Annotated in this window: 21 protein-coding genes and 2 pseudogenes; 10 read left to right on the top strand and 13 right to left on the bottom strand. The window is 72.7% G+C overall.

Annotation, left to right across the window (positions count from 1 at the left end; all coding sequences use genetic code 11):
- From GUY59_RS36265 to GUY59_RS47850, 9 genes and pseudogenes are all read right to left on the bottom strand, one after another.
- Window positions 1–369, bottom strand: a pseudogene (locus tag GUY59_RS36265) (hypothetical protein); the annotation flags it as partial.
- A 75-nt stretch (window positions 370–444) separates the two neighbouring features.
- The gene (locus GUY59_RS50245; protein WP_138205399.1) at window positions 445–1,212 is read right to left on the bottom strand and encodes a MauE/DoxX family redox-associated membrane protein; all 768 of its coding nucleotides are present in this window, start codon (window positions 1,210–1,212) and stop codon (window positions 445–447) included.
- Between the two features lie 10 nt (window positions 1,213–1,222).
- Window positions 1,223–1,819, bottom strand: a complete 597-nt coding sequence (locus GUY59_RS36275; protein ID WP_132339019.1) for a cell wall protein — start codon at window positions 1,817–1,819, stop codon at window positions 1,223–1,225.
- Window positions 1,820–1,829: 10 nt separating this feature from the next.
- A complete protein-coding gene (locus GUY59_RS36280; protein ID WP_132339021.1) occupies window positions 1,830–2,279 on the bottom strand; it encodes a hypothetical protein in 450 nt (149 codons plus the stop codon).
- 143 nt (window positions 2,280–2,422) lie between these two features.
- Window positions 2,423–3,682, bottom strand: a complete 1,260-nt coding sequence (locus GUY59_RS36285) for a cytochrome P450 (protein WP_138205402.1) — start codon at window positions 3,680–3,682, stop codon at window positions 2,423–2,425.
- Window positions 3,679–4,278, bottom strand: a complete 600-nt coding sequence (locus GUY59_RS36290) for a GTP-binding protein (protein ID WP_138205404.1) — start codon at window positions 4,276–4,278, stop codon at window positions 3,679–3,681. The genes GUY59_RS36285 and GUY59_RS36290 overlap by 4 nt, the downstream gene beginning before the upstream one ends.
- Complete coding sequence (locus GUY59_RS36295) at window positions 4,259–4,615, bottom strand: DUF742 domain-containing protein (RefSeq protein WP_132339027.1); 357 nt, start codon at window positions 4,613–4,615, stop codon at window positions 4,259–4,261. The genes GUY59_RS36290 and GUY59_RS36295 overlap by 20 nt, the downstream gene beginning before the upstream one ends.
- A complete protein-coding gene (locus GUY59_RS36300) occupies window positions 4,612–5,040 on the bottom strand; it encodes a roadblock/LC7 domain-containing protein (RefSeq protein WP_236667837.1) in 429 nt (142 codons plus the stop codon). Before GUY59_RS36300 ends, GUY59_RS36295 begins: the two co-directional genes overlap by 4 nt.
- A gap of 67 nt (window positions 5,041–5,107) precedes the next feature.
- On the bottom strand, window positions 5,108–6,736 hold the full coding sequence (locus tag GUY59_RS47850; RefSeq protein WP_201761755.1) for a sensor histidine kinase: 1,629 nt from the start codon (window positions 6,734–6,736) through the stop codon (window positions 5,108–5,110).
- 336 nt (window positions 6,737–7,072) lie between these two features.
- Between GUY59_RS47850 and GUY59_RS36310 the strand changes: the two genes are divergently transcribed.
- Window positions 7,073–8,110, top strand: coding sequence for an endo-1,4-beta-xylanase (locus GUY59_RS36310; protein ID WP_171055533.1), 1,038 nt, complete (start codon window positions 7,073–7,075; stop codon window positions 8,108–8,110).
- An 84-nt stretch (window positions 8,111–8,194) separates the two neighbouring features.
- On the opposite strand, the gene GUY59_RS36315 is transcribed toward GUY59_RS36310, so the two are convergent.
- Window positions 8,195–9,427, bottom strand: a complete 1,233-nt coding sequence (locus tag GUY59_RS36315; protein WP_138205406.1) for an MFS transporter — start codon at window positions 9,425–9,427, stop codon at window positions 8,195–8,197.
- Entirely contained in the window at window positions 9,424–9,885 is a 462-nt protein-coding gene (locus GUY59_RS36320) for a MarR family winged helix-turn-helix transcriptional regulator (protein WP_138205408.1), read from the bottom strand. The genes GUY59_RS36315 and GUY59_RS36320 overlap by 4 nt, the downstream gene beginning before the upstream one ends.
- A gap of 244 nt (window positions 9,886–10,129) precedes the next feature.
- Between GUY59_RS36320 and GUY59_RS36325 the strand changes: the two genes are divergently transcribed.
- The 6 genes from GUY59_RS36325 to GUY59_RS36350 all read left to right on the top strand — a co-directional run bounded on the left by GUY59_RS36325 (window position 10,130) and on the right by GUY59_RS36350 (window position 19,057).
- Window positions 10,130–11,128: a hypothetical protein gene (locus tag GUY59_RS36325; RefSeq protein WP_138205410.1), complete on the top strand. Its 999-nt coding sequence runs from the start codon at window positions 10,130–10,132 to the stop codon at window positions 11,126–11,128.
- A 204-nt stretch (window positions 11,129–11,332) separates the two neighbouring features.
- Window positions 11,333–11,719, top strand: coding sequence for a hypothetical protein (locus GUY59_RS36330; protein WP_132339038.1), 387 nt, complete (start codon window positions 11,333–11,335; stop codon window positions 11,717–11,719).
- A gap of 127 nt (window positions 11,720–11,846) precedes the next feature.
- Window positions 11,847–14,651 (top strand): AfsR/SARP family transcriptional regulator, encoded by a 2,805-nt coding sequence (locus GUY59_RS36335; protein WP_161714870.1) that lies wholly within the window; start codon window positions 11,847–11,849, stop codon window positions 14,649–14,651.
- Window positions 14,652–14,862: 211 nt separating this feature from the next.
- Window positions 14,863–17,334: a molybdopterin oxidoreductase family protein gene (locus tag GUY59_RS36340; RefSeq protein ID WP_138205414.1), complete on the top strand. Its 2,472-nt coding sequence runs from the start codon at window positions 14,863–14,865 to the stop codon at window positions 17,332–17,334.
- Entirely contained in the window at window positions 17,331–17,813 is a 483-nt protein-coding gene (locus GUY59_RS36345) for a hypothetical protein (protein ID WP_138205416.1), read from the top strand. Before GUY59_RS36340 ends, GUY59_RS36345 begins: the two co-directional genes overlap by 4 nt.
- Window positions 17,814–17,902: 89 nt before the next feature.
- Complete coding sequence (locus tag GUY59_RS36350) at window positions 17,903–19,057, top strand: alpha/beta hydrolase family protein (protein WP_138205418.1); 1,155 nt, start codon at window positions 17,903–17,905, stop codon at window positions 19,055–19,057.
- Between the two features lie 14 nt (window positions 19,058–19,071).
- Here GUY59_RS36350 and GUY59_RS36355 read toward each other — a convergent pair whose 3' ends face one another.
- Window positions 19,072–19,695: a TetR/AcrR family transcriptional regulator gene (locus tag GUY59_RS36355; RefSeq protein ID WP_138205420.1), complete on the bottom strand. Its 624-nt coding sequence runs from the start codon at window positions 19,693–19,695 to the stop codon at window positions 19,072–19,074.
- A 100-nt stretch (window positions 19,696–19,795) separates the two neighbouring features.
- Between GUY59_RS36355 and GUY59_RS36360 the strand changes: the two genes are divergently transcribed.
- The 3 genes from GUY59_RS36360 (at window position 19,796) to GUY59_RS50985 (ending at window position 23,988) form a co-directional block, all read left to right on the top strand.
- Window positions 19,796–20,203 (top strand): Dabb family protein, encoded by a 408-nt coding sequence (locus GUY59_RS36360; RefSeq protein WP_138205422.1) that lies wholly within the window; start codon window positions 19,796–19,798, stop codon window positions 20,201–20,203.
- Between the two features lie 121 nt (window positions 20,204–20,324).
- Window positions 20,325–22,346 carry an FAD-binding protein gene (locus GUY59_RS36365; protein ID WP_138205424.1) on the top strand — a complete coding sequence of 674 codons (2,022 nt, stop codon included), beginning with the start codon at window positions 20,325–20,327 and terminating at the stop codon, window positions 22,344–22,346.
- A gap of 199 nt (window positions 22,347–22,545) precedes the next feature.
- Complete coding sequence (locus GUY59_RS50985) at window positions 22,546–23,988, top strand: ankyrin repeat domain-containing protein (RefSeq protein ID WP_138205426.1); 1,443 nt, start codon at window positions 22,546–22,548, stop codon at window positions 23,986–23,988.
- Between the two features lie 151 nt (window positions 23,989–24,139).
- Here GUY59_RS50985 and GUY59_RS36375 read toward each other — a convergent pair.
- Window positions 24,140–24,673 (bottom strand): annotated as a pseudogene (locus GUY59_RS36375) (hypothetical protein); the annotation flags it as partial.

Consider the following 24,673-nt stretch of genomic DNA (forward strand, 5'->3'; position numbering starts at 1 on the left):
GGCGTACACGCCGTACCCGCCGCCGGCCACGAGGACCACCGCGACGGCGGCGACCGCGCCGACGATCAGCGTCTTGTTGTGCTGCTCCGGCGGAGAGCCGTACGGGATGGGGCCCGAGTAGCCGGGCGGGCCGTACGGCGAGGCGGGGACCGTCGGCGGGGCGTATCCGCCCTGGGAATGGGACCCTCCGTAGCCGCCCTGACCGCTCGGGGGAGCGTAGCCGGGCTGCTGGGGGGCGGTCTGTCCGTGACCCTGCGGTCGCTCCTGACCGGGGCCCGGCCCTTGCCCTTGCTGCGCTCCGTGGCCTTGTGCGTCCCATGGTCCTTGCGGGCCGGACTGCGGTTGCGGAGGCTGCGGAGGAAATCCCATCACCCCATTGTGGGGGAATTCATCACTTCTGTACCACCTGCCCCGGGGAAAACGCCTGCATGGCCGGGTGCCGCGTCAGACCTGGGTCGGCTCGCGGACCAGGCTCACCCGGACGGCCGAGGGATCCTCGCCGGCGAGGGGGACGGCGAAGACCGCCGTACGCTCGCGTGCCCCGTAGACGACGAAGCGCAGCCCGTCCTCGTCCCAGGTGTCCTGGACGTCCGTGGTGAGCTGCGCGGACGCCGAGCAGTACGCGGGACTGCGGTGGAGCAGGTGCAGCGAGGCCGCCAGCGGTACGTCCCCCGCCGGGGCGGCGGCGAGGGGGCGGCGCAGCCGTACCAGGAGGCGCCGGAAGGGGACGAGCCAGTGGCGGTCCAGTTCCGCCGAGAGGGTCAGCAGCACGGCGGTCTCGGCCAGGGCGAGCGGCACGAGCGGCGGGCCGGGGTCGGCGGGCAGCGCGAGGAGGCTCGCGACGAGCAGGAACGCCGCGCGGGCGAAGGCCCGCAGGTCCACGGGACGGGAGTGGGCGCCGAGGCACCCGCACGAGGAGGCGGGCGCGGCGACGTGCGAGTAGGCCAGGTACGCGAGGAAACCCGCGCACAGCGCCGCGGCGGCCGCGGCCTCCAGCGGAAGGAGGGGTGGGAGCAGGAGGGCGGCGGCCACCGCGAGTTCTGCGAGCGCCACGAGCCGGAATGCGGGGACCGCGCGCGCCGGGCCGACCAGCCGGGCCAGGGCGGTGTGCCCGGCCCCCGCCCGCATCCGCCGGCTGAGCAGTTTCATCAGGCCCGCCCAGACCAGGAAGAGGGCGATCACGTACGGCTGCGACGCGGCGATCCCGTGCATGTGGACGCTCCTAGTGGGGGGAGAAGACGGTGGCGATGTCGACTTCGTTCGTGTCGGGCCGCCAGGCGCCGAGGATCTGCACGTGCTGGCTCACTTTCAGCATCGACAGGTCGGCGGACGGCGGCGCGTCGGAGCGGATCGCGACGGACTTCCCGGCAATGACGTGACAGAGCACTTCCTTGCCGTGGTGGTCGAGGTGGAGGGTCTGGTCCTTGATGTTCGTGATGTGGCCCTTGATGTTGACGATGTTGAGCCACACGGACTCGGCGGCGAGCTCGCCGTCCGGCATGCGCACGCCGCGGGCGTAGAGGCCGTCGCCGGGCTTGGCCTGGTCGAACGGTACGGGGCCCAGCTTCCACAGGCTCGTGCCGTCGACGACCCTGATGCGGTGGAACACCGCGTTGGAGCCCAGGACGAGGAGCGTGTTGTCCTTGATCGAGCGGATCCGGCCCTCGGCGAAGTCGGGGTCCGGGGCTCCGGGTTCGAGCTCGGGGCCGGAGGCGGCGAAGGCGGCCTCCGGGCCGAGGGAGCCGAGCGCGGTGGCCGCGACCACGCCGGCCCCGCCGCCGAGCACGGCGGACTTCAGCAGGTCTCTTCTGCTTCTCATCGCCTGCCTCCTATCCGGTCGCGATCTCGCACGGCCGCAGGCCGGTGGAGAGGCTGGCGATGCGGCTGTAGGCCGCGGGGGTGAGGTCGATCAGCCGGTTGTTCGCGCAGGTCGAGCCGCAGCAGCTGCGCTCGCCGCAGAACAGGTCGGTCTGCGGGCCGCAGTCGGCGATCGCGGTGACGACGCTGGCGCCGCCGCACAGGGACGTGGTGCGGTGCCTGAACCCGCAGGTTCTGCGGGAGAGGCTGACGCCGCAGCTGTCGGGGCGGGTGATCGCCCAGCAGGCGTCGGAGGCGTTCGGCCAGGCGTGCTGCAGGCTTCCCGAGTTGCAGGTGCCGCAGGCGCCCTTTCCTGTGCTGCTGCACGGTCCCCATGCGGTGCCGCAGCAGAACCAGGAGACTTCTCCCTGGACGGGGCCGAGTAAGTCGGCGGGCGGGTCGGTGGACGGGTTACGCGCCATGCGCGTCCTCCTAGGGGGTGGGCTCCGGACGAACCTTGAGGAGGTACTGAAACTTTCCGACTCGATCTATGAGTACCATGTAAGGATTTTTCGTCAATATCCCAATTGAGTCGGTCTTCGCCCGGTATGTTGCGCCGCTGGAGTTAACCGGCGTCCCAGGACGCCGGCCGCGGAGCGGTGGGGCTGAAGACCACCGGCAACGTCTCCAGGTTCCGCATCCACAACGACCGCCGCCACCGCAGCGCGTCCGGCGAGACCGCGAGGTCCACGTCGGGCAGCCGGTCGAGCAGCACCTCGACCGCCGCCTCGGCGATGACCTCGCCGAGCTCCGGCGCGGGATACGGGCAGCTGTACTCTCCGTGCCCGAACGACATGTGGGCCCGGTTCGCGCCGGGCTCGTACTCGTCGGCCGGCTGCACCCGCGGATCGGCGTTGGCGGCGGCCAGGCCGAGCACCAGCAGGTCGCCCTTGCGGATGCGGCGCCCGCCCAGCTCGCAGTCCTGGGTCGCCCAGCGGCCCGGCGCGGTGCGCAGGGGCGGATCGCGCCACAACACCTCGTTCATGGCCTGCCCGACGCTGCTGCGCCCGCCCTGCAAAGTGATCGAGAACCGGTCGTTGACCAGCATGAGCCGGAGCGTGTTGCCGATCCAGCCCGCGGTCGGGGTGTTGGCCACGACGAGCATCACCCCGAGATCCAGATCCGCCTCCTCGTCGCTGAGCTCCGCCGGATGGGCGATCAGCCGCGAGGCGATGTCGTCGCCCGGAACCTCACGCTTGGCGGCCATGAGCGTGCACATCCTGTCGCGGAGCCAGGTGTAGGCGGCGAAGGTCTCGCTGGTGGCGTCGAGCACCACGTTGACGTTGGTGACCACGTCGTCCATGTCGGCCTCGGGCATCCCCATGAGCCGGGCGATGACCTGGGCGGGGATCCGTCTGGCGTACTGGGTGACCAGGTCGGCCTCGCCGTCCCCGGCGAAACCGTCGATCAGCCGGTCGGACACCTGCTCCGCCAGCATGGCCAGCTCCGTACGGTCGACGCCGTCCATCGCGTCGCCGATCGCCCCCGTACGCCGCTGCCGTTCGGCGCCCTCGGCGAACAGCACGGTCGGCTGCCAGCGGAAGGTCGCCATCAGTGGCCCGTCGGCGGGCACGTGCGCCCACACGTTCCAGCGCCGGGAGTCGCGGCCGAACAGGTGCGGCATGCCGAAGACGTGGTGCAGTTCGCGGTAGCCGATCACGAACCACGCGGGTACGCCGTCGTCGAGCAGCACCGGCACCACCGTGCCGTGCTCGCGCCTGAGCCGCTGGTAGAGCTCGTCCGGATCCTCGTCGAGTGCGGGCCCGTGGAGCGGCACGGCGTCGGCGTGGTCGGGGTAGCCGGACAGCGCGGCGTTCTCCGTCATGAGGGGGTCTCCTGGGCGGGGGCGTACCAGGTGGTGAGGTGGCGCAGCAGCGTGACGAGCACGTCCTTGCCGGAGTGCCGGAGCCGGGCGTCGCAGTCGACGAGCGGCACCGAGGGCGGCAGCGACAGCGCATCGCGTACGGCGTCCAGGCAGGGCCCTCGGGTGAACCGGTTGACCGCCACGACGAACGGCATGCGGTGGTGTTCGAGCCGGTCGATGGAATACCACGAGTCCTGCAGCCTGCGGGTGTCCACCAGGACGACCGCGCCGAGGCTGCCCGAGAAGAGCCGGTCCCAGACGTACCAGAAGCGCTGCTGGCCGGGCGCCCCGAACAGGTAGAGCACCTTGCTCTCCGTCAGGGTGATCCGGCCGAAGTCGAAGGCCACCGTGGTGGTGGTCTTGCCGCGCACCCGGCGGGTGTCGTCGATGCCGACGCCCGCCTCGGTCATGACCTCCTCGGTGCTGAGGGGGCGGATCTCGCTCACCGCGCCGACCATGGTCGTCTTGCCCACCCCGAAGCCGCCCACGATCACGATCTTCAGCGCGTCCGCGGCGGCCGCGCGCAGGGGCGCGCGCTCAGATGTTCTGGAGGGCAACCAGCACCTCCTTCAGCAGCTCAGGACTCGGGCGGCCGGCTGAGCGCGGCGCGGACGGATGGCGTACGGTGATCCGGCCCGTGTCCAGCAGGTCGCACAGCAGGATCTTCACCACGCTGACCGGCAGCCGCAGCTGCGCGGACAGTTCCACCACAGCCATCGGCCGCCGCGTCAGCCGGAGGATCTTCACGTGCTCCGACTGCATGCCGGGGGTGGGCTCGCACTCGCCGACGATGAGCGACACCGTGTCGAAGGCGCTCTCGTCGGCGTGGGTCCGTCCTCCTGTGATCATGTAGAGCCGGTCGGGCGCCTCGTCGTCGACGGGCCGCTGCCTCATCTGGTACCGCCGGCCGCCGGCCGCGGCGCCGCGCTGAGATAGGTGCCGATCTGCTCGACCAGCTCGTTCATGTTGTGGCCGACCAGGCCGACGTCGGCGTCCTCTCCGGCGACCACGGCCAGGTGGGCGCCCGCGCCCGCCGGCACGATCAGCAGCAGGCCGCCGGGGAACTCCACCATCGCCTGCCCGGACCCGACGGCGGTGCCGAACTCGGCCGACGCGCTCACGGACAGGCTCTGGATCCCGGAGGCCAGCGCGGCGAGCTGGTCGGCGCGGTCCTGGCCGAGCCCCGGGGTGTGGCAGAGCTTGAGCCCGTCCCTGGTCAGGACCAGCACGTGGGCGATGCCGGGAGTTTTCTGCCTGAGGTTGTCCAGCAGCCAGTCGAGGCTTGCGTCCGTGGTGGTCAAGGCGTCCGTTGAGTTCATCGGGAAAGATGGGGGCGCGCGTCCCGCACGTCGGCCCCTGCCTCCTATCTGTGAATCGAAAAGCCGGTCAGGAGTCGGGGTCCTGGGTGCGCCCGCGCCCGCCGGCCTGGCGGAACGCGGCGAGCCTGGCGGCCGGGTCGCTGCCGTCCCGTACGGGCTCGGCGGCCTGGGCGGGGCTGGCCCTGGTGTCTTCGGCGAGGGTCTGGCCGCGGCGCCGCTTGGGCAGCGCCGCCTGGAGCTCGTCCTCCTCGGGCGCCGCGGACGGCGGCCCAGAGGCGGGCCCAGAGGCGGGCCCAGAGGCGGGCACAGAGGCGGGCCCGGAAGCGGGTACGGCGGTGAGCACAGGGGCAGGCGCGGTGGGTGGCCCGTCATCGGGGCGCGGCTGGGTGATCAGGCGGCGCGGGATCAGCACCACGACGCCGGTGCCGCCTCTGGCCGACGGCCGGAAGCTCACCATCAGCCCGTACTTGTCGACCAGGCGGCCCACCACCGCCAGGCCCAGCCTGGTGCCCGACAACATCCGCAGGTCGACCGGCTCGGACACCAGCTTGGCCGCGCGGTGCCGTTCCCGGGAGCGCATGCCGAGGCCGCTGTCCTCGACGGTGACCACGACGCCGTTGTCCTCTTCCTCGACGTACACGTGGACCTCGGTGCCGTGGGCGGAGAAGGCGGCCGCGTTGTCCATCAGCTCGGCCAGTGTGTGCATCACGCCCTCGGCGGCGTACCCGGCGACCGCGACCGTGCTGGTCGAGTGGAGCCGGACGCGCCGGTAGGCGCCGATGCGGCCCATGGCGCCGCGCAGGACGCTCTCCATCGTGATGGGCCTGGTCCACCTGCGTCCTGAACGGCCGCCGCTGAGCAGGGCGATGTTGTCGGCCAGCCGGCCCAGCTGGGAGACCCGGTGGTCCAGGTCGAGCAGGTCGGCGAAGACGTCCTCCTGGTCGCCGTGGCGTTCCTCCAGTTCGCGCAGGCGGGCGAGCAGGCTGGTCGCCTGGGCCTGGACGCGCGCGGCGGCGCCGGCGCAGGCGCGCATCGCCGCCGTGCCCTTGCGCTCGCCCTCGCCGATCTGCCGTGCCGTCTCGCTCAGCAGCCCGCGCAGCGGGTTGTGCACCGGCTGGCGCATCTCCTGGAGCGCGGCGTCCACCGGCTGGTGGCCCGTCTGTACGCGTTTGACCAGCTCGGGCAGTGCCTCGTCGGCCAGCCTGACGACCTCGGCCTCCAGTGACGCGCCGGCCGCGCGGGCTGCGGCGGCCTCGCGGGCCAGCAGGTCGAGCTCGTGGCCCGCCGCTTTGGCCAGCCGCTGGAGCAGCTCGTCGGACGGCTGCGCGACCCTGGCGAGCGCGTCGACCGTGGGTACGCCCTCGCGCACCTGATCGCCGAGCTCCGGCAGGGTCTCCTCGCCCAGCCGCAGGATCTCCCGCTCCAGCAGGGCGATCCGCTGCCCGGCCTGCCCTGCCTGCTCGCGGAGCGCACCGGTCGCGGCCCGCTGGTGGGCGAGCGCGGCGGCGGCGCAGGACAGCAGGGCCGCCGCCACCCCGCCGACGGCCGCCACCAGACCGGCGGCGCCGGCCGGGGCCGCGGAGATCGCCCAGAGGCAGGTGGGCACCGTGACCACCAGTCCCCCGAGTAACGCGAGGGCGGCGTGGTGCCGCGGGGTGAAGGTTCGCGGAGCGGGGGGACGTGCAAGTGCTGACATTCGGTGGTCCTCAAGGCCGTGACGGCCAGGCGAGCGAGTCGAACCAGGTGTTCCTGCCGGGGGAACGCTGTGTTGCCGCCTCGCGACTGATCGCGTAGCAGGCTGGGGACAAACCGTAGCATCGGTGCTCGGTTAAGAACAGACAGCAACGCCGTAACCTCACGCCTCACCTGTATCACCACAAGATCGACATTTCTCCGGCGACGTGGACGGGGTGTTGACGGGGGCGTGCCCAGCGCTTACGTTTCCGGCGACCCCCGCGAAATTATCGCCACATATCAGAAAATTTCGGACTCGCGGGTCACCCCCAGCATCGCTTCGCATCGGAGGTCGCCGGTGAAGCCCCTCATCATCGCCCTGGCGTTCGTGCTCGCCCTGCCCGCTCCCGCGTACGCCGGTCCGCGCCCGCCGCGTGACCTGCGGGACCTCGCCCACCAGCACGGCATCAGGATCGGCACCGCCGTCGACATCGCCGCCCTGCGCGGCGAGGCCGACTACCGCAAGGTGCTCAACCACCAGTTCAACCACGTCACCGCCGAGAACGCGATGAAGTGGGAGTCCGTCGAGCCGGAACGCGGCAGGCACACCTGGGCCGACGCGGACGCCCTGGTCCACAACGCCCACCGCAACCGCCAGCGCGTACGCGGCCACACCCTCGTCTGGCACAACCAGCTCCCGGCCTGGCTGACCGAAGGCGTCGCCGACGGCTCGATCACCCCGCGCGAGCTGAAGCGGATCCTGCGCGACCACATCATCACCCAGGTCCGCCGCTACAAGGGCAAGATCAGGGCGTGGGACGTGGTCAACGAGGTCGTGGAGGAGGACGGCAGCCTGCGGCAGAACATCTGGCTGACCCATCTCGGCCCCGGCTACGTCGCCGACGCCTTCCGCTGGGCCCACCGCGCCGACCCGCACGCCAAGCTGTACATCAACGACTACAACCTCGAAGGGAACGCCCCCAAGATCGAGACCACTTTCTCCCTCGTCAAGGACCTCCAGGCGCGCGGCGTGCCCATCCACGGCGTCGGCTTCCAGGGGCACCTCGGCATCCAGTACGACTACCCGGGCGACTGGGCGAACGTCATGCGCCGCTTCGCCGACCTCGGCCTGGAGATCGCGGTCACCGAGCTGGACGTGCGCATGGTGCTGCCCGTGACGCCCGAGAAGCTGGCCACCCAGGCCGACTACTACCGCCGGGCGCTCACCGACTGCCTCAGCGTCAAGGCCTGCAAGGAGTTCACCGTCTGGGGCTTCACCGACCGCCACTCGTGGGTGCCGGGATGGTTCGACGGCGAGGGGGCGGCGTGCCTGCTGGACGAGAACCTGGCGCCGAAGCCCGCCTACCGTGCCCTGCTCGGCGTACGGGCGCGGTGACCTGCCCCGCGGCGTGCGCGCCTCGATGAACTGAGCCCGCGCTGGGCGCGGCGAGCCGTGCCGGAGCGCTGGAGGTCGGCGACCTCAGCTCGCGGTGGCTCCGGCCGGTTCGCCCGCTCGGGCGTCGGCCTCGGCCTGGTTGCGCTCGGCGCGCGCCAGGTCGCCGTGACCGGTGGCGAGAACGGCGATGCCGAGCAGGATCGCGCAGCCGCCGATGACGAACGGCACGTGCACGTTGACGTGCTCGGCCAGCTTGCCGGCCGCGAACGGCGCCAGGCCGCCGCCGATGAAGCGCACGAACCCGTACGCCGCCGAGGCCACCGGCCGCTCCACGGGCGCGACCATCATCACGGCCTGGGTGGTCAGCGTGTTGTTCACGCCGATGAACACACCGGCGACGATCACCGCGGTGACCAGGACCGGGCGGTTGCCGGTGAAGGCGGCGATGACGAAGACGACGAGGGCGAACAGCGCGAGGTTGCCGTAGAGCGTACGGGCCAGGCCGAGCTTCCGCTGCAGCCACGGGGCGCCCGCCACCGAGAAGATCGCGACCATCAGGCCCCAGCCGGTGAAGACGAGCCCGAGGTGGACGGCGTCCAGTTCCATCGGGAAGGGGGCGTAGCCGAGCACGGTGAAGAAGCCCCAGTTGTAGCAGAGCGCCGTCAGGCTCATGACCAGCAGGCCGCGGTGGCGCAGGGCCTTGATCGGGTCGAGGAGCGAGGTTTTTCGCGCAGGTCTGGGCTGGGGGCGTACCAGCAGGATGGTCGCGATCAGGGCGACCGCCATCAGCACCGCGACGCCGTAGAACGGGCCGCGCCAGCTGATGTGGCCGAGCGCGCCGCCGAGCAGCGGGCCGACCGCGATGCCGAGGCCGAGCGCGGCTTCGTACAGGATGATCGCGCCGGAGAAGCCGCCGCTGGCGGCGGCCACGATGACGGCGAGCGAGGTGGCCACGAACAACGCGTTGCCGAGGCCCCACCCGGCGCGGAAGCCGATGATGCCGCCGATGCTCCCTGAGCTGCCGGCGAGCGCGCTGAAGACGACGATCAGCACGAGTCCGGCGATCAGGGTCCACTTGGCGCCGATGCGGCTGGACACCCAGCCGGTGACCAGCATGGCGACCGCCATCACCACGAGGTAGCTGGTGAACAGCAGCGTCACCTGGCTCGGCGAGGCGTTCAGGTCGGCGGAGATCGCGGGCAGGATCGGGTCGACGAGCCCGATGCCCATGAAGGAGATGACGCACGCGAACGCCACCGCCCACACGGCCTTGGGCTGGCGGAACGGGCTGCCCGCCGTCGCGTTGGCCCGCGTCATCCGGCGGCCCCCTGGGACGGCGGCGCGGTGTCGAGCGCGCGGGCGGTGAGCCGTTCGAGCGCGGGAAGGGCCGCGGCGATGGCGGCGCGGTCGGCTTCCGAGAGCTCGGCGAGCAGCTCCGCCAGGCGCTTGGCCTGCATGGTGCGCCGCCTGGCCAGCTCCGCCCGCCCGTGCTCGGTGATGGCGACCACGACCACGCGCCCGTCCGCCGGTTCGGCGCGTCGCTCGGCCAGCGCCTCGCGCTCCAGCCGGGAGACGAGCTGGGTCATGGCGGGCTGGGTGACGCCTTCGAGCGCGGCCAGGTCGGTGAGCCGGCGCGAGCCGAGGCGTTCCAGGTTGGCCAGGGTGGAGAGCGCGGTGATCGACAGGTCTCTGGGGACATCGATCAGGCGCATCATGGTCCTGACCCGCCCGAGCCCGGCGGCCAGCTCAAGGTGACTCTTGGGAGCGGAATCCATAAGCCCTTTATATCAACCGCTCATATAAGTCGCTTATGGAAGCTGGTGCACGAACACCGTCCCCTTCGCCTCGGGGCCGGTCGGGCGCTCCCAGCCGAGCCGCTCGTACACCCTGATCGCCGGCACGTGCCGAACCTGGGTCGCCGAAGGCCGGCCGGCCGCTCTTGGGCCGGCTACTTGCAGATTTTACTCGCCTGAGTTACTTTTTACCTATTCAAGTAATCAACAGGGCGGGAGTCATGCCATGACCGGGTCACCGGTGAAGGGACGCAAGAGAGCCGCGTGGACGCTGGTCGCGCTGGCGCCGATATGCGCGGAGATGACGTTCGGCGCGCTTCCGCTCAGCATGATCTGGGTGCTGCCGCTGCTGGTGCCGATGTACGGCGCGGGCGTGCTGCTGATCAGGGAGGCGGTGCGGCGCGCCGGGGGCGGCTGGCCGAGCCTGCTCGTGCTGGCCCTGGTGTACGAACTGGCCGAGGACGGCATCGGGCTCCAGGCGCTGACCAGTCCCACTCTCTACCAAGCCGCCGAGTGGGGGCCTCGCGTGCTGGGCCTCAACACGGCCTACTGGGAGTCGCAGATCGGCTACCACGCCGTGTTCAGCGTGATGATCCCGATCATGCTCACGGACCTCATCCATCCGGCCCACCGTGACCGCCCCTACCTGCGCAGGGGCGGGCTGATCGGCGTCGGCGCCGTCGCGGTGCTCGGCGTGGCCATGTTGCGGCTGTTCATCCCGCCGACCGTGGACCCGGGTTACCAGGCGCCGCTGCCGGCGCTGGCCGCTTTCGCCCTGGCGTGCGTGGTGCTCTCCGTGATCGCCCTGAAGGTGCTGCCCGGACGTACGCCGCCGCCCCCGGCCGGCACGAGGGCGCCGAAGCCCGTCGTCGTCGGTCTGATGGGCGCGTTCGCCACCGTAGTCTTCCTCGGCCTGCTGATCCCGATCATCCCGCCGCCCGCCGGCGGAAGGGGCTGGTGGGCGCTCGGGCCGATGGCCCTGGCCGCCGCCCTCGCCGTCGTCGCCGGCCTGCTGCTCCACCGCTGGTCCGCCTCCGGCTGGACGGACGCGCACCGCATCTGGCTGGCCGGTGGCGCGCTGGTGGGCCACACGCTGTTCGGCTCCGCCGTCATGGCCACGACCACCTTCGACCGCGTGGGCCTGATCGTCCTGGCCGTGGTCACGGCGCTGCTGCTGGCCCTGCTGGGGCGCCGTGTCGCGAACCGGCTCGTACCTCTGGGCTGACCCGACCCGGGGGGTGCCGCCACCCCCCGTGGCGCGGTGGTGGTGGCGGAAGCAGGGGCCGGGGCTTCCCGTCATGGTCACCAAGCAGCGGTGGTCCCTAGCGTGTCCGATATGTCCGGCAAATGCCCGATCGTTGTCCTGGCTCGCCCGTCCGAGCGGCGGCGAGACTGAGCCCCCACGAGGAACTGTTCACGGAGGCGCACGATGGGTGAGCGCAAGAGGATCGGCCTGGCCGTGGTGGGGTCGCTGGCGGTGTGCGCCGCCATGGCGACCGCGGCGACCCCCGCGGCGGCGGGAACGGCGGCGGCGAGCTGCTACGCGAGCAGCGGGAACCTGTACTGCGACAACGCCCCCGCCGCGATCTACGCCGCGCCGCGCTACAGCCGGCCCAACGGCAACCCGGAGCGGGTCGTCGACCGCCTGCTCACGACGCACAGCTACTTCAAGTGTTACGTGACAGGCCAGCAGCACGGCGGCGGCAACAACGTCTGGTACCACACGTACGGCGACCAGACGGGTGCCTGGGGATACGTGGCGGCGGCCAACGTGTACACCTCGGTCGATCCGTACCCGGGAGTGTCGCGCTGCTGACCGGCACGGAAGCAGGTGCGGGCCGGCTGGCGCCACCGGTATGACCCAAAAGCCTGACTGAGTGTGCGTGCCGGTCGCTAGCATGAGAAGTTCGCGTAGTGTGAACTTGTCTCGGGGTGGCGACCTGGTGGCTGATCTCTGGTTCGGTGTGCTCGGGCCGCTGGACGTACGCGCCCGCGGGCGGAGGATCCCGCTGCACGGACCCCGCCAGGAAAGGGCGCTCGCGGCCCTCCTGCTGAACGCCGGCCACGCGGTGACCGTCGACCGCCTCGTGGACATCGTGTGGGAGAAGCCGCCCGCCTCGGCCCGCCGCCAGATCCAGGACCTGGTGTCGAGGCTGCGGCTGGCCCTCGCCGACGCCGGCGCGGACAGCGCCGTCATCACCACCGTACGCGGCGGCTACGTGCTGCGCCCCGGCGCCGGTGAGCTGGACGCGACCGAGTTCGAGCGGCTCGTCGCGGCGGCGCGCGAGGCCGAACCCGAGCACGCGGCCACAGTGCTGCGCAAGGCGCTCGCCCTGTGGCGGGGCGAGCCGCTGAGCGGCGTCGACTGCCCGGCCCTCGCCGGCGACGTCCGCACCCTTCAGGAGAAACGGCTGGCGGCCTGGGAGGAGTGGGCGAAGCTCGAACTGGCCGCCCGCCGCCACCACGAGGTCATCGCCGAGCTGACCGCCCTGGTCGAGCGCCATCCGCTGCGCGAGTCGCTGGTGGCGTCGCTGATGCGGGCCAGTGCCGCCGCCGGTCGCGCCGCCGACGCGCTCGAGGTCTACCACCGGGCGCGCGAGAGACTCCGCGAGGAGCTGGGTCTCGATCCCGGCACGGAGCTGCGGAACCTGTACGAGCGCGTCCTGCGAGCCGCCGAGCCGGCCCCGCCACCGGTGCCGGGGCCGGTGCCGGGGCCGGAGCCCTCGCCGGAGCCGTCGTCTCCGCCCGTCGCCGCGTTCCAGCTCCCCATGGACGCCTTCGGCTTCGTCGGCAGGGGCGGCGAGCTGTCCAGGCTCGACGCCCTGCTGGAGCACGCCGCGCTCCAGCCGACGGCGGTGGCGATGGCCGTCGTGTCGGGCAGCGGGGGCGTCGGCAAGACCACGCTGGTGACACACTGGGCGCACCGCGTCCGCGAACGGTTCCCCGACGGCCACCTCCACGTGAACCTGCGCGGTTTCGATCCCGGCGGGCCGATGGTGGCGCCGGAGGAGGCGGTGCGCGGGTTCCTGTCCGCGCTCGGGGTGCCGCCACAGAGCGTGCCGTCCGGCCTGGACGCGCAGACAGCGCTCTACCGGAGTGTGCTGGCCGGGCGCCGGATGCTGATCGTCCTGGACAACGCCCGCGACGCCGGCCAGGTACGCCCGCTGCTGCCGGGCTCTCCCGGCTGCGTCGTGGTGGTGACCAGCCGCGACCGGCTGCCCGCGCTGGTCGCGAAGGAGGGCGCCCTCGCGCTGCCGCTGGGCCTGCCGACGAGCGGCGAGGCCAGGCAGCTGCTGGCCCGCCAGCTCGGGGACGAGAGGGTCGCCGCCGAGCAGGACACGGTGGACGAGCTCATCGCGGGCTGCGGCCGGCTGCCGCTGGCGCTGGCGATCATCGCTGCCCGCGTGGCCGTGCGGCCCGGCGTGCCCCTGGCAGCCATCGCCGAGGAACTGCGCGAGGCGCCTGGCGTGCTGGACGCGCTCGACGCGGGGGACGCGGCGACCCGGGTCAGGGCCGTGTTCTCGTGGTCGTACCGGATTCTCGACGACGACGTGGCGCGCATGTTCCGCATGCTGGCGACGCATCGCGGGCCGCGCATCGGCGTGGCGGCCGCCGCGAGCCTGGCCGGCGTCCCCGTACGCGCGGCCCGTACGCTGCTGGAGCGGCTGGCGGGCGCGCACCTCGTCACCGAGGACGCCCCCGGCACGTACGCCTTCCACGACCTGATGCGCGCCTACGCGGGAGAGTTGGGCGATCTCCACGACCCGCCCGAGGAGCGGACGGCCGCCCGCAGCCGCCTCCACGACCACTACGTCCACACCGCGGAGCAGGCCGCCGAGCTGCTCGACCCGCACCAGGACATCGCCCCTGACGGGCCGCCGCCCGGCGTCCACACCGAGCGACACCGCGATCTGTCGGAGGCGCTGGCGTGGTTCGGCGCGGAGCACGCGGCGCTGCTCGCGGCCGTCGAGGACGCGGCGCGGTCGGGTCTGGACGCGCGGGCGTGGCGGCTGGCCATGGCACTGTACGACTACCTCGACCTGCACTCGCACCTGCGCGACCAGGTCACCGTGCAGACGATCGGCCTCGAAGCGGCCCGCCGCCTCGGCGACCGGGCGGGGCAGGCGCACTCCCACCGCCGCCTCGGCTGGGCCCTGCGCCGCCTGGACCGCCACGACGACGCCCACGCCCACCTGCGCTCGGCCCTCGACCTGTACGAAGCCCTCGACGATCTCCGCAACCGGGCACACGTCCACGGCAACCTGTCCGGCGTGCTCGAACGGCAGGGCAGGTACGCGGAGGCGATCGTCCACGCGGAACGAGCGTTGCAGCTCTACACCGAGGCCGGCCTGCGGGCCTGGCAGGCTCGGGCGCTCAACGCCATCGGCTGGCTCCACGGCCTGCTGGGCGACTACGCCAAGAGCCTCAAATACTGCGGTGAGGCGCTGTGGATGCACGAGGAGTCGAGCGACCGTCGCGGCCAGGCGGCCACCTGGGACAGCCTGGGATTCGCCCACCACCGGCTCGGCTCGCACCAGCAGGCCGTCGCCTGTTTCACCCGGGCCCTCGAACTGCTGGGCCATGTCGGCGACCGGTACGGCAAGGCGGAGACGCTGCTCCTACTCGGCGACGCCTACAAGGCCATCGGCGAGCCCGGCGAGAGCGTGCGCGCCTGGCAGGAGGCCTGCGACATCCTCGTCGAGCTGAACCACCCCGACGTCGAGCGGGCGCTCACCCGGCTCGGCTGACCCGAGCGGCTCGTTGCGCGCGCGGCGGCGCGACCTGGGTGCGGACGTGGCGACCCGGGGCCGGGCGGCGCGGATGCGGCGCGGTGACGCCGGTCAGGGTGGATCCGGCTGCTCCGGCGGTATGCCGCGCCTTGGCGGGGTAGGGGTGCGGCTTGATCAGGAGCACCCGTGCGGAAGCGCCGGGGATGCTCGCCGTCGTCCGGGGAGAGGCATGCCGAGAGTGGACAGGATCGCAGAGCCGTGGGGGACACGTACGCCGTACGGGCCGGGGGAGCCGTGGCCGGTCAGGGTGGACGAGTTCCTGGAGGACGGCGTCCGCGCGGAGGACGTCGACCGCTGGGTGCAGAGCGCGTCCATCCTGCACAGCAACGGCGACGGCCTGGACATCGCGGTGAAGGGCGGGCGCATCGTGGGGGTGCGCGGGCGCGCCGGGGACCGCGTCAACCACGGCCGGCTGGGCCCCAAGGACCTGTACGGCTGGCAGGCCGGCAACGCCCCCGACCGGCTCGTCCGCCCCTTGGTCCGTGACGGCGGGCGGCTCGTCGAGGCCGACTGGGACACGGCGATGGACCGGGTCGTCCGGCGTACCAGGGAACTGCTCGACGAGCAGGGGCCCAGCGCGCTCGGCTTCTACACCACCGGCCAGTTGTTCCTGGAGGAGTACTACACCCTCGCGCTCCTCGCGCACGGCGGGCTCGGCACCAACCACGTCGACGGCAACACCCGTCTGTGCACGGCGACGGCCGCGGCGGCGCTCAAGGAGTCGTTCGGCTCCGACGGACAGCCCGGCTCCTACACCGACGTCGACCACGCCGACGTCATCGCGTTGTACGGCCACAACATGGCCGAGACCCAGACCGTGCTCTGGACCAGGATCCTCGACCGGCTCGCGGGGCCGAACCCGCCCGCCGTCATCTGCGTCGATCCGCGCAGGACGCCGGTCGCGGAGGCGGCCACCGTGCACCTGGCCAACCGCCCCGGCACGAACGTCGCCCTCATGAACGGCATCCTGCACGAGATCCTCGCCCACGGCTGGATCGACGGGCGGTACATCGAGGACCACGTGGTCGGGTTCGACGAACTGCGCGAGCGGGTCGAGCAGTACCCGCCCGACCGGGTGGCGCGCATCTGCGACATCCCCGAGGAGCGGCTCCGCGAGGCCGCCCGGCTGATCGGCACGGCGCGGCGGCTGCTCTCCACCGTGCTGCAGGGCTTCTACCAGGCGCATCAGGCGACGGCCGCGTCCGTTCAGGTCAACAACGTGCATCTCGTACGCGGCATGCTCGGCCGGCCCGGCTGCGGCGTGCTGCAGATGAACGGGCAGCCGACCGCCCAGAACACGCGCGAGTGCGGAGCCGACGGCGACCTGCCCGGCTTCCGCAACTGGTCGAACGACGCGCACGTCGCGGACCTCGCCCGCATCTGGAACGTCGACCCGCTGGACATCCCGCACTACGCGCCGCCCACCCACGCCATGCAGATGCTCCGGTACGTCGAGGAAGGCTCCATCCGGTTCCTCCACGTCATCGGCACGAACCCGGCGGTGTCGCTGCCCGAGCTGCACCGCGTCCGCTCGATCCTCTCCCAGGACCGGCTCTTCCTGGTCGTGCAGGACATCTTCCTGTCCGAGACCGCCCAGCTGGCCGACGTGGTCCTGCCGGCGGCGACGTGGGGTGAGAAGACCGGCACGTTCACGAACGTCGACCGTACCGTCCACCTGTCGGAGCGGGCCGTGGACCCGCCCGGCGAGGCCCGCCCCGACCTCGACATCTTCCTCGACTACGCCCGGCGGCTCGGCCTCACGGACAAGGACGGGGCGCCGCTGGTGAAGTGGAACGACGCCGAGGGCGCGTTCGAGGCGTGGAAGGAGTGCAGCCGAGGCCGGCCGTGCGACTACACCGGCCTGTCCTACGCCCGGCTGCGCGGCAGCGGCGGCATCCAGTGGCCGTGCGACGACGAGCATCCCGGCGGCGGCGAGCGGCTCTACGCCGGCGGTCGGTTCTGGAGCGCCCCCGACCAGTGCGAGAGCTACGGGCGCGACCTCGTCACCGGCGCGCCCGTCTCCCCGACCGAGTATCGCGCGCTCAACCCGTCGGGCAAGGCCATCATCAAGGCGGCCGCGTACGTCGAGCCGCACGAGCCGCCCGGCGAGGCGTACCCCTTCTGGCTCACCACCGGCCGCACCCTGTACCACTTCCACACCAGGACCAAGACCGCGAAGGCGCCGCAGCTCCAGCGGGCGGCTCCGGAGTCGTGGGTGGAGATGTCCGAGGCCGACGCGCGGCGGTGCGGATTCGCCGAGGGCGACCTGCTCGCGGTGGAGACGGTCAGGGGAGAGGTACGCGCCCGCCTGCGGGTCAGCGGCATCCGGGACGGAGTGCTCTTCCTGCCGTTCCACTACGGCTACTGGGATCAGCCCGGCGGCCACGAACCGGAGAAGGGCCAGGGCGGCGCCGCCAACGAGCTGACCCTCACCGACTGGGATCCCGCCTCCAAACAGCCGATCTTCAAGACCGCCGCGGCCCGCGTGTCGCTGGTCGAACGGGGGCGAGGCGAGCCGTCGAAGGCCCCCACCACCACGGCGTCCAGACCGGTCACGGCGCCGGGCGACGTGCCGGGCACGCGGGGCGGCACGGACGCGGAGGCCGAGGAGTCCGTCATCACGGCAGGAGGCACGTCATGAAGTTCGACCTCGTACTCCGCGAGCTGCACCGCTCGGAGAACGAACTCGCGCACGTCCTGTTGCGCCTGTCGGAACGCCACAAGGCCGACCACGAGACGTACCACGTCGCGCGTGACCTCGTCGGCTGGTGCCACGATCACATCCGCGAGCTGGCCCGCGCGGGCAAGGACTACGGGCTGGACCTGGATCCCTCGCCGGCGAGCGACACCACGCTCATGCGGACCGTGCGCGAGAAGGCCGCCGAGTGGCTGGGCCGCGCGCCCGAGCTCTCGCTGCTGCTGCTCGCCGACTTCCGGCACCTCTACCTCGTCGCCTCGGGGGTCTCCCTCGACTGGGAGCTGCTCGCTCAGGCCGCCCAGGGGGCGCGGCGCAAGGATCTGCTGGCGCTCGCCCAGCGCTGCCATCCGGAGACCCTGAGGCAGATGCGCTGGGCGAACGCCCGGCTGAAGGACTCGTCGACGCAGGCGCTGGTGAGCTGACCGTGTGCGCCACCCCTGACGAAAGTCAGGGGGCACGCTGGTCTTTCGGGCATGTCGGGCGCGGCGGCGTCCTTCCTACGCTGCCCCGCATGAACAGTCTCACCCGCGTCGCCGCGGCCGCCCTGCTCACCCTGGCCCTGCCGACGGCGGCGCCCCCGCCTGCCGCGGTGGCCTCCGCGCAGGCGCGCATCGCGATCCCCGCCCCCACCGGTCACCACAAGGTCGGCCGGGACGTCCTGCACCTCGTCGACCGCGGGCGCCGCGACCCGTGGAAGCCCCGGGCGGGCGCGCGGGAGCTGATGGTGTCGGTGTACTACCCTGCCCGTGGCGGCGGGAGCGTCGCCCCGTACATGAGGGCCGGCGAGGCCCGGCTGCTGCTCAAGGGCCTGAAGCTCGACACCCGCTTCGAGGCCGGGCAGCTCGCCGGCGTCCGTACGAACGCCCGCGCCGGCGCCCGTCCCGCCGGCGGCCGCCATCCCCTGGTGGTGCTCTCCCCGGGGTTCACGCTCAACCGCGCCACCCTGACCACGCTGGCCGAGGAGCTCGCCTCCAAGGGGTACGTCGTCGCGGTCGTGGACCACGCCTACGAGTCGTACGGCACCGCCTTCCCGGGCGGGCGCCTGCTGACCTGCGTCGCGTGCGAGAAGGTGGAGAGCGCCCCCTCCGACGCGGCGAGCAAGAGGCTGCTCGCCAGGGCCGCCGCCGGCCGGGCGGCGGACCTCTCCTTCGTCATCGACCGGCTGACCCGCGGCGCATGGAAACGATCGATCGACCCGCGGCGGATCGGCGCCGGCGGTCACTCGCTCGGCGGCAACGCGGCGGCGAGCGTCATGGCCCGGGACCGGCGGGTGCGCGCCGGGGTGAACATGGACGGCACGTTCTTCGCGCCGGTGCCGAAGTCCGGGCTGGGCGGACGGCCGTTCCTCATGCTCGGCACCGAGGCCCAGCACGCGCCCGGCGGCGACGACACGAGCTGGCCGCGCGACTGGCGGCGCCTGGACGGCTGGAAACGCTGGCTGACCGTGGCGGGTTCCGGCCACTTCACCTTCATCGACATGCCGATCCTGGGTGGCCAGGTCGGCATGACCGACCCCTCCGTGCCGCTGCCGGGCGAGCGTTCCGGCGAGATCACCACGGCGTACGCGGGCGCCTTCTTCGACCGGCACCTGCGCGGGAAACACCAGCCGCTGCTCGACGGCCCGTCCGCCGCCAACCCCGAGGTCGCCTTCCACGATCCTGCGTGAGGCGGCGGTTCGGCTCAGGATCGTCGCGCGCCCGCGATGACCAGGGCGGCGGTGTGCCGCAGGAAGTCGTCGGTGAGGGGCTGGCCGAGCATGAGCCAGCGGAAGTACAGCGGGCCGGCGGCGGCCTGGACGAGGAAGTCCGGATCGGCGCCGGCGGGGAGGTCGCCGCGCTCCACCGCCCGTACGAAGATCTCCCGCGACAGGCGGAAGCGGGCGGGCCAGATCTTGTCGAGGACCTGGCGTAGCCCGTCGTTGTCGGTCGTTCGGGGGCCGGTCTCCCTGATCAGGGCGGTGATCCACGGGCTGTCGAAGCCGCGGCGGACCTCGCGCAGGAAGGCGAGCAGGTCCTCGGACAGGTCGCCGGTGTCGGCGGGAGGCGAGACCTCGACCTGCCGGGCCGCGAAGGCGGCGGCGACGAGGCTCGGCTTGTCGCCCCAGCGCCGGTAGATCGTCGCCCGGTTGACCCCGGCCCGCTCGGCGACCGTCTCGATGCGCAGCGTGGCGTAGCCGACCTCGCCGAGCTCGGCGATCGTGGCGTCGAAGACCGCCTGCGCGGTGCGGGCGGTGCGCCCCCCGGGCCGCTTGGTCGCCGCATCGGCCTGAAGCCGTTCGGCCTGGTCCGCGGGCTTGTCGGGCATGCATGAAAGCTACCAAACGCATCAGTTTGTTGCAATTGGTGGGGCCCGCTGTTAGCTTGCTAAAGCGACAATCTGTCGCGTCTATTACGAGAGGAACAGCATGATCTACCACCAGATCCGGATGTCGATCCGGAAGGACGCTCCCGAGGCCGAGGTCGAGCGGGGGTTGGAAACACTCCGCCGGCTCGGCCGCGAGCTGGACGTCGTCGAGTTCTGGGCCGTAGGACGGGATGTGGGCGGGGAGTTCCACTACGGCGCGATGTACGCGCTCAAGGACCTGGACGCCTACCGCACCTACCTGCACGCGCCCCTGCACCGGAAGGTCGACGAGATCGGCCTGCCGCTCGTGGACAACATGGTCTCGATGGACCTCACGGACGACGACGACCCCGCCATCGGCGACAAGATCGCCCAGATGCACGCCGAGCGTTTCTCCGGAGACCCGGCCCTCGCCGACCTCATCGACGGTCTCGGCTCCTATCAGGGCAGCGGCACCGACCGCGGTTGACGCGAGCGACCGTCCCGCAGCCGCTCACACGCCCAGGGCGCTCCCCGGCGCACCTCGCGACCGTGCCGGCGTAGGCCATCCCGGCCTCGAAGCAGCGTCACCGAACCCAAAGGAACAGTCCATGTCCACGCAATCCGTGCAATCCGTGCAATCCATCGCCAGGCTGCTGGAGGGCGCACTGCCTTCCGGAAGTGTGCACACGAGCGGACCTGGTTACGACGGCGCGTGCCGTCTGTGGAACGGCGCGGTCGATCGCCGGCCCGCCGCCGTCGTCACCTGCCACACCACCCCTGAGGTGGCGGCCGCCGTACAAGTCGCGCGCGACCTGGGCGTACCCCTGTCGGTCCGTGGCGGCGGCCACGGCTGGAGCGGCGCCGCGCTCGCGGACGGCGGTGTGGTCGTGGACCTGTGCGGGCTCCGTGACGTCACGGTCGATCCGCGTACGGACGTGGCCGAGGTGGGCGGCGGAGCGTCGTCCCTCGACGTGGCCCGAGCGGCCGGGAAACACGGCCTGGTCGTCGCGGCCGGCACCGCGGGGACGGTCGGGTTCGCCGGTCTCGTGCTCGGCGGCGGCTACGGCCCGCTCAGCGGGGCGCTCGGCCTGGCCGCCGACAACCTGCTCTCCGCGGACGTCGTGCTCGCCGACGGCACGACGGTCACCGCCTCTCCGGACCACGAGCCGGAGCTGTTCTGGTCCCTTCGGGGTGGTGGCGGCAACTTCGGGGTGGTCACCGGCCTGCGGGTGCGGCTGCACCGGGTGCCGGGACTGCTGTCGGGAATGATGCTCTACCCGCTCGACGCGGCCCCGCGGGGGCTGGCCACGGCCGCGCGGCTGGCGCTCGATTGCCCCGGCGAGCTCACCGTGCAGAGCGGCCTGATCACCGCGCCCACGGGGAAGCGGGTGATGTTCGTGGCGCCGACCTGGTGCGGCGATCCGTCCGAGGGTGAGGCGGTCCTCGCGCGGTTCGCCGCTCTCGGCACGCCGGTGTTCCAGCAGTTCGGGCCGGCCGAGCAGAGCGAGCTGATGGCCGGCATCGACGCGATGTTCCCGTCCGGCCGGCACGTCGAGCTGCGGCCGCGTACGCTCGCCGAGCTGACGCCCGAAGCGGCCGACCTCCTCGTCGAGGGCGTCGCGGCGGCGCGGTCGCCGTACTCGGCGGTGTCACTGCACGCCCTGCACGGCGCGGCGGCCCGCGTTCCCGCCGGAGCCACCGCGTACGGCATGCGCAGCCCTCATCTGGTGGTGGAGAACATCGCCGTCTGGGAGCCCGGCGACCCGGCCGCCGACGCGCACCGCGCCTGGGTGCGCGGGCTGTCCGACTCGCTCGCGCCGCACGCCCTGCCCGGCACCTACGCCAACCTGCTCGGCGACGACGACCCCGCCCAGGCCGAGCACGCCTACGGCGCGAACGCGGCCCGGCTGCTGCGCGCCAAGGACCACTACGATCCCGGCGGCGCGTTCCGCGCCATCCCGCTGCCGCCCCCGGCTGACAGCCGCGACATGGTCGCCGTGCACGACATGTACCGGCGCGAGTTCGACCGGCTGCGGGCCCTGCTCGCCGCCGTACCGGTGGACAGGACCACGTCCGTACGCCGCGTCACCGACCACGGCACCTTCCTCATCGAGCTGCTGCACGCCCACCACGGTAGCGAGGACGCCCTGGTCTGGCCCAAGCTCACCGCGCGCGACCCGGACGGGACGCGCGCCCTGACCGCGACCATGACGGCGCAGCACGAGGCCGTCGACCGGAGGCTGCGCGACACGGAGGAGTCGCTCGCCGCCCTCGCGGCCCGTCCCGGCGAGGAGCGGCGCGATGACGCCCTCAACGCCCTCGACGCGCTGATACCCCCGCTCCGCGAACACCTCGCCCTCGAAGAGGCCGAGGCCCTGGCGCTCATCGACCGGCACCTGACCGCCGGCGAATGGGCCGAGGTAGGCGGCATGGGGCTGGCCGAGGTGCCGCCGGAGCGGGTGCCGGTCATGTTCGGCATGCTGCTCGACGGCGTCTCACAGGAGATGTACGACGTCTTCGCCGCCGCCGTGCCCGCCGAGGTGCTGACGGCCATGGCGCAGGCCGGACCGCCGGCGTGGGCCGGGTACCTGGCCGAACTGCGTACCGCCGCCGGGACAGCGCATGCCTAGTGCACCTCGAAGGCGGTAGCCGACTATGCCGCGTGGCGGGCCGTCGATCCCCGCTGGAAGTACGATGGACGGTGCGCGCTCAGGACGCCACCGGTCCGCGGAAAGGGCCAAGCCCACCTGACGGTCACCGTGCTTCCCGGCCCGACCTCTTTTCCGGCCTGACCATGCGGACATCAGGCCAGACGGAAAGGAGGCCATCGTGCCCATCCACCGCCTGCCCGACCACCCTCGCATCGACCGGCTCCGCAAGCAGGCCAAGACCCTCCTCCAGCAGGTCAGGGCGGGTGTACCCGAGGCGCGCGGGCTCGTCGCGGAGTTCCATCCCCGCCCGCCGCGGACCCCGCGGCTGTCCGACGCGCAGCTCGTCACCGCCCGCATGTACGGCTTCCCCAGCTGGCCCAGGCTGAAGGAGCACATCGGCACCGTCGAGCGCTACACCCGCTCGCCGCACCGGGTCGCGCCGCGCGAAGACCCGCCGGAGGAGTTCCTGCGGACCGCCTGCCTCACGTACGGCCCGAACGACCGGGGCGAGGCCGGCCCGCTGCTCGCCCGGGACCCCGGTCTGTCCACCGCGAACGTCTTCACCATGGCCGCCACCGGCTCCGCCCGCGCCCTGGCCGGCGCGCTGGCCGCGGACCCCGGGCTCGCCCGCGCGCAGGGAGGCCCTTTCGGGTGGGAGCCGCTGCTGTACCTCGCCTACGCGCGCCTTGATCCGCCCGGCCGGCCCGTGGAGGCGGCCAGGCTCCTCCTCGACCACGGCGCCGACCCGAACGCCGGATTCCTGTGGGACGGGCTGACCACCCCGTTCACCGCGCTCACCGGCGCGTTCGGCGGCGGGGAGGGCGACCAGCCGCCGCACCCGAGCGGTCGCGAACTGGCCAGAGTGCTCCTGGAGGCGGGAGCCGACCCCAACGACGGCCAGACCCTCTACAACCGCGGGCTCGCCGGCTCCTTCACCGACGACACCGCCCACCTGGAGCTGTTGCTGGAGTTCGGCCTGGGGTGCGGGGACGGCGGGCCCTGGGGCGTACGGCTGGGGCCGACGCTGCCGTCGCCGGGGCAGCTCATGCGCGACGAACTCGCCACCGCCGCGCTGCGGGGCGGCCCCCGGCGGGCCCGGCTGCTGCTGGCGCATGGCGCCGAGGTGGACGGGCTCGGCGGGCATCCGGCGTTCGGGGGGCGTACGCCGTACGCGCTGGCCGTGCTGAGCGGGCACACCGAGGTCGCGCAGCTCCTCGCCGCGGCGGGCGCCTCGACCGAACTCGACCGTACGGACGCCTTCACCGTCGCCTGCATGCGCGCCGACGGGGACGCGGTGGCGGCGTGCGGCCGGGAAGCGCTGACCCAGGCGCTTGCCCGCACCCCCGACCTGATCAACCGGGCGGCCGAGCAGCGCAAACCCGCGGCGGTACGCCTGCTGGCGGACCTCGGCTTCGACGTGAACCACCTGCGTCGCGCCACCCCGCTGCACGCGGCGGCCTGGAACGACGACGTGGAAACCGCCACGGTGCTCGTCGAACTCGGGGCCGACCTCACGATCAGGGACACCGAACACGACGCGACCCCGCTCGGCTGGGCCGAACACGGCGGCAAGCAGCACGTGGCGGCGTACCTGCGAAGCGCGGCATCACCCGGCCGCTGACCCACCGGAAACGCACGCCCGGCCCCGACCGGCGCTTTCCGGTGCTCCCGCCCCTCGGCCCTGGTCCTCCATGCCTCCGGCTTCCGGTCTTCCGGATCTCGGTTCCCGGCAACGGGCCGGGGGCTCCGGCCTGCCCGCCGCGGGCGGACCTTCACGACCGGGCAGGCCGGTCACGACGTGCGAGCCGGCCGCTGAGGGCCGCTGTGGCGCAGCAGACCCCGGCGACCACGATCGCCGCCGTCAACACGACCGCCGCGCTCCAGCCACCGATCTCGACGACCCACAGGTACGCCGGCGCCCCGAGCAGCGTGCCGAGGCTGCCCAGCTGCGTCACAGCCCCTACGCCCCAGGAGATGCGATCCCCGGCCACCGCAGGAAGGGCCGCGAACACCGCCGAGACGGCCAGCCCGTTGACCGCCAGCACGGCGGCCGCGCAGACGGCCGCCATCGCCACCGGCGTCTCCAGGAAGACACCGGCCGTCGACGGGACCATGAGCAGCGCCGCCGTGATCAGCCGGCTCGGCCGGACCCCGGCGGCCAGCGCCACTCCTGCCACCAGGCTGCCCACCACACTGGCCGCCGACACCAGTCCGGCCAGCACGCTCGCCTCCGACCCGGGCACGTCCCACTCGGCCGCCAGGTACGCCGGCAGCACGGTCACGACACTCACGCCGACCAGCGCGAC

This window comes from Nonomuraea sp. K271, assembly GCF_009908215.1.
In the GTDB taxonomy this organism is placed as follows: Bacteria; Actinomycetota; Actinomycetes; order Streptosporangiales; family Streptosporangiaceae; genus Nonomuraea; species Nonomuraea longispora.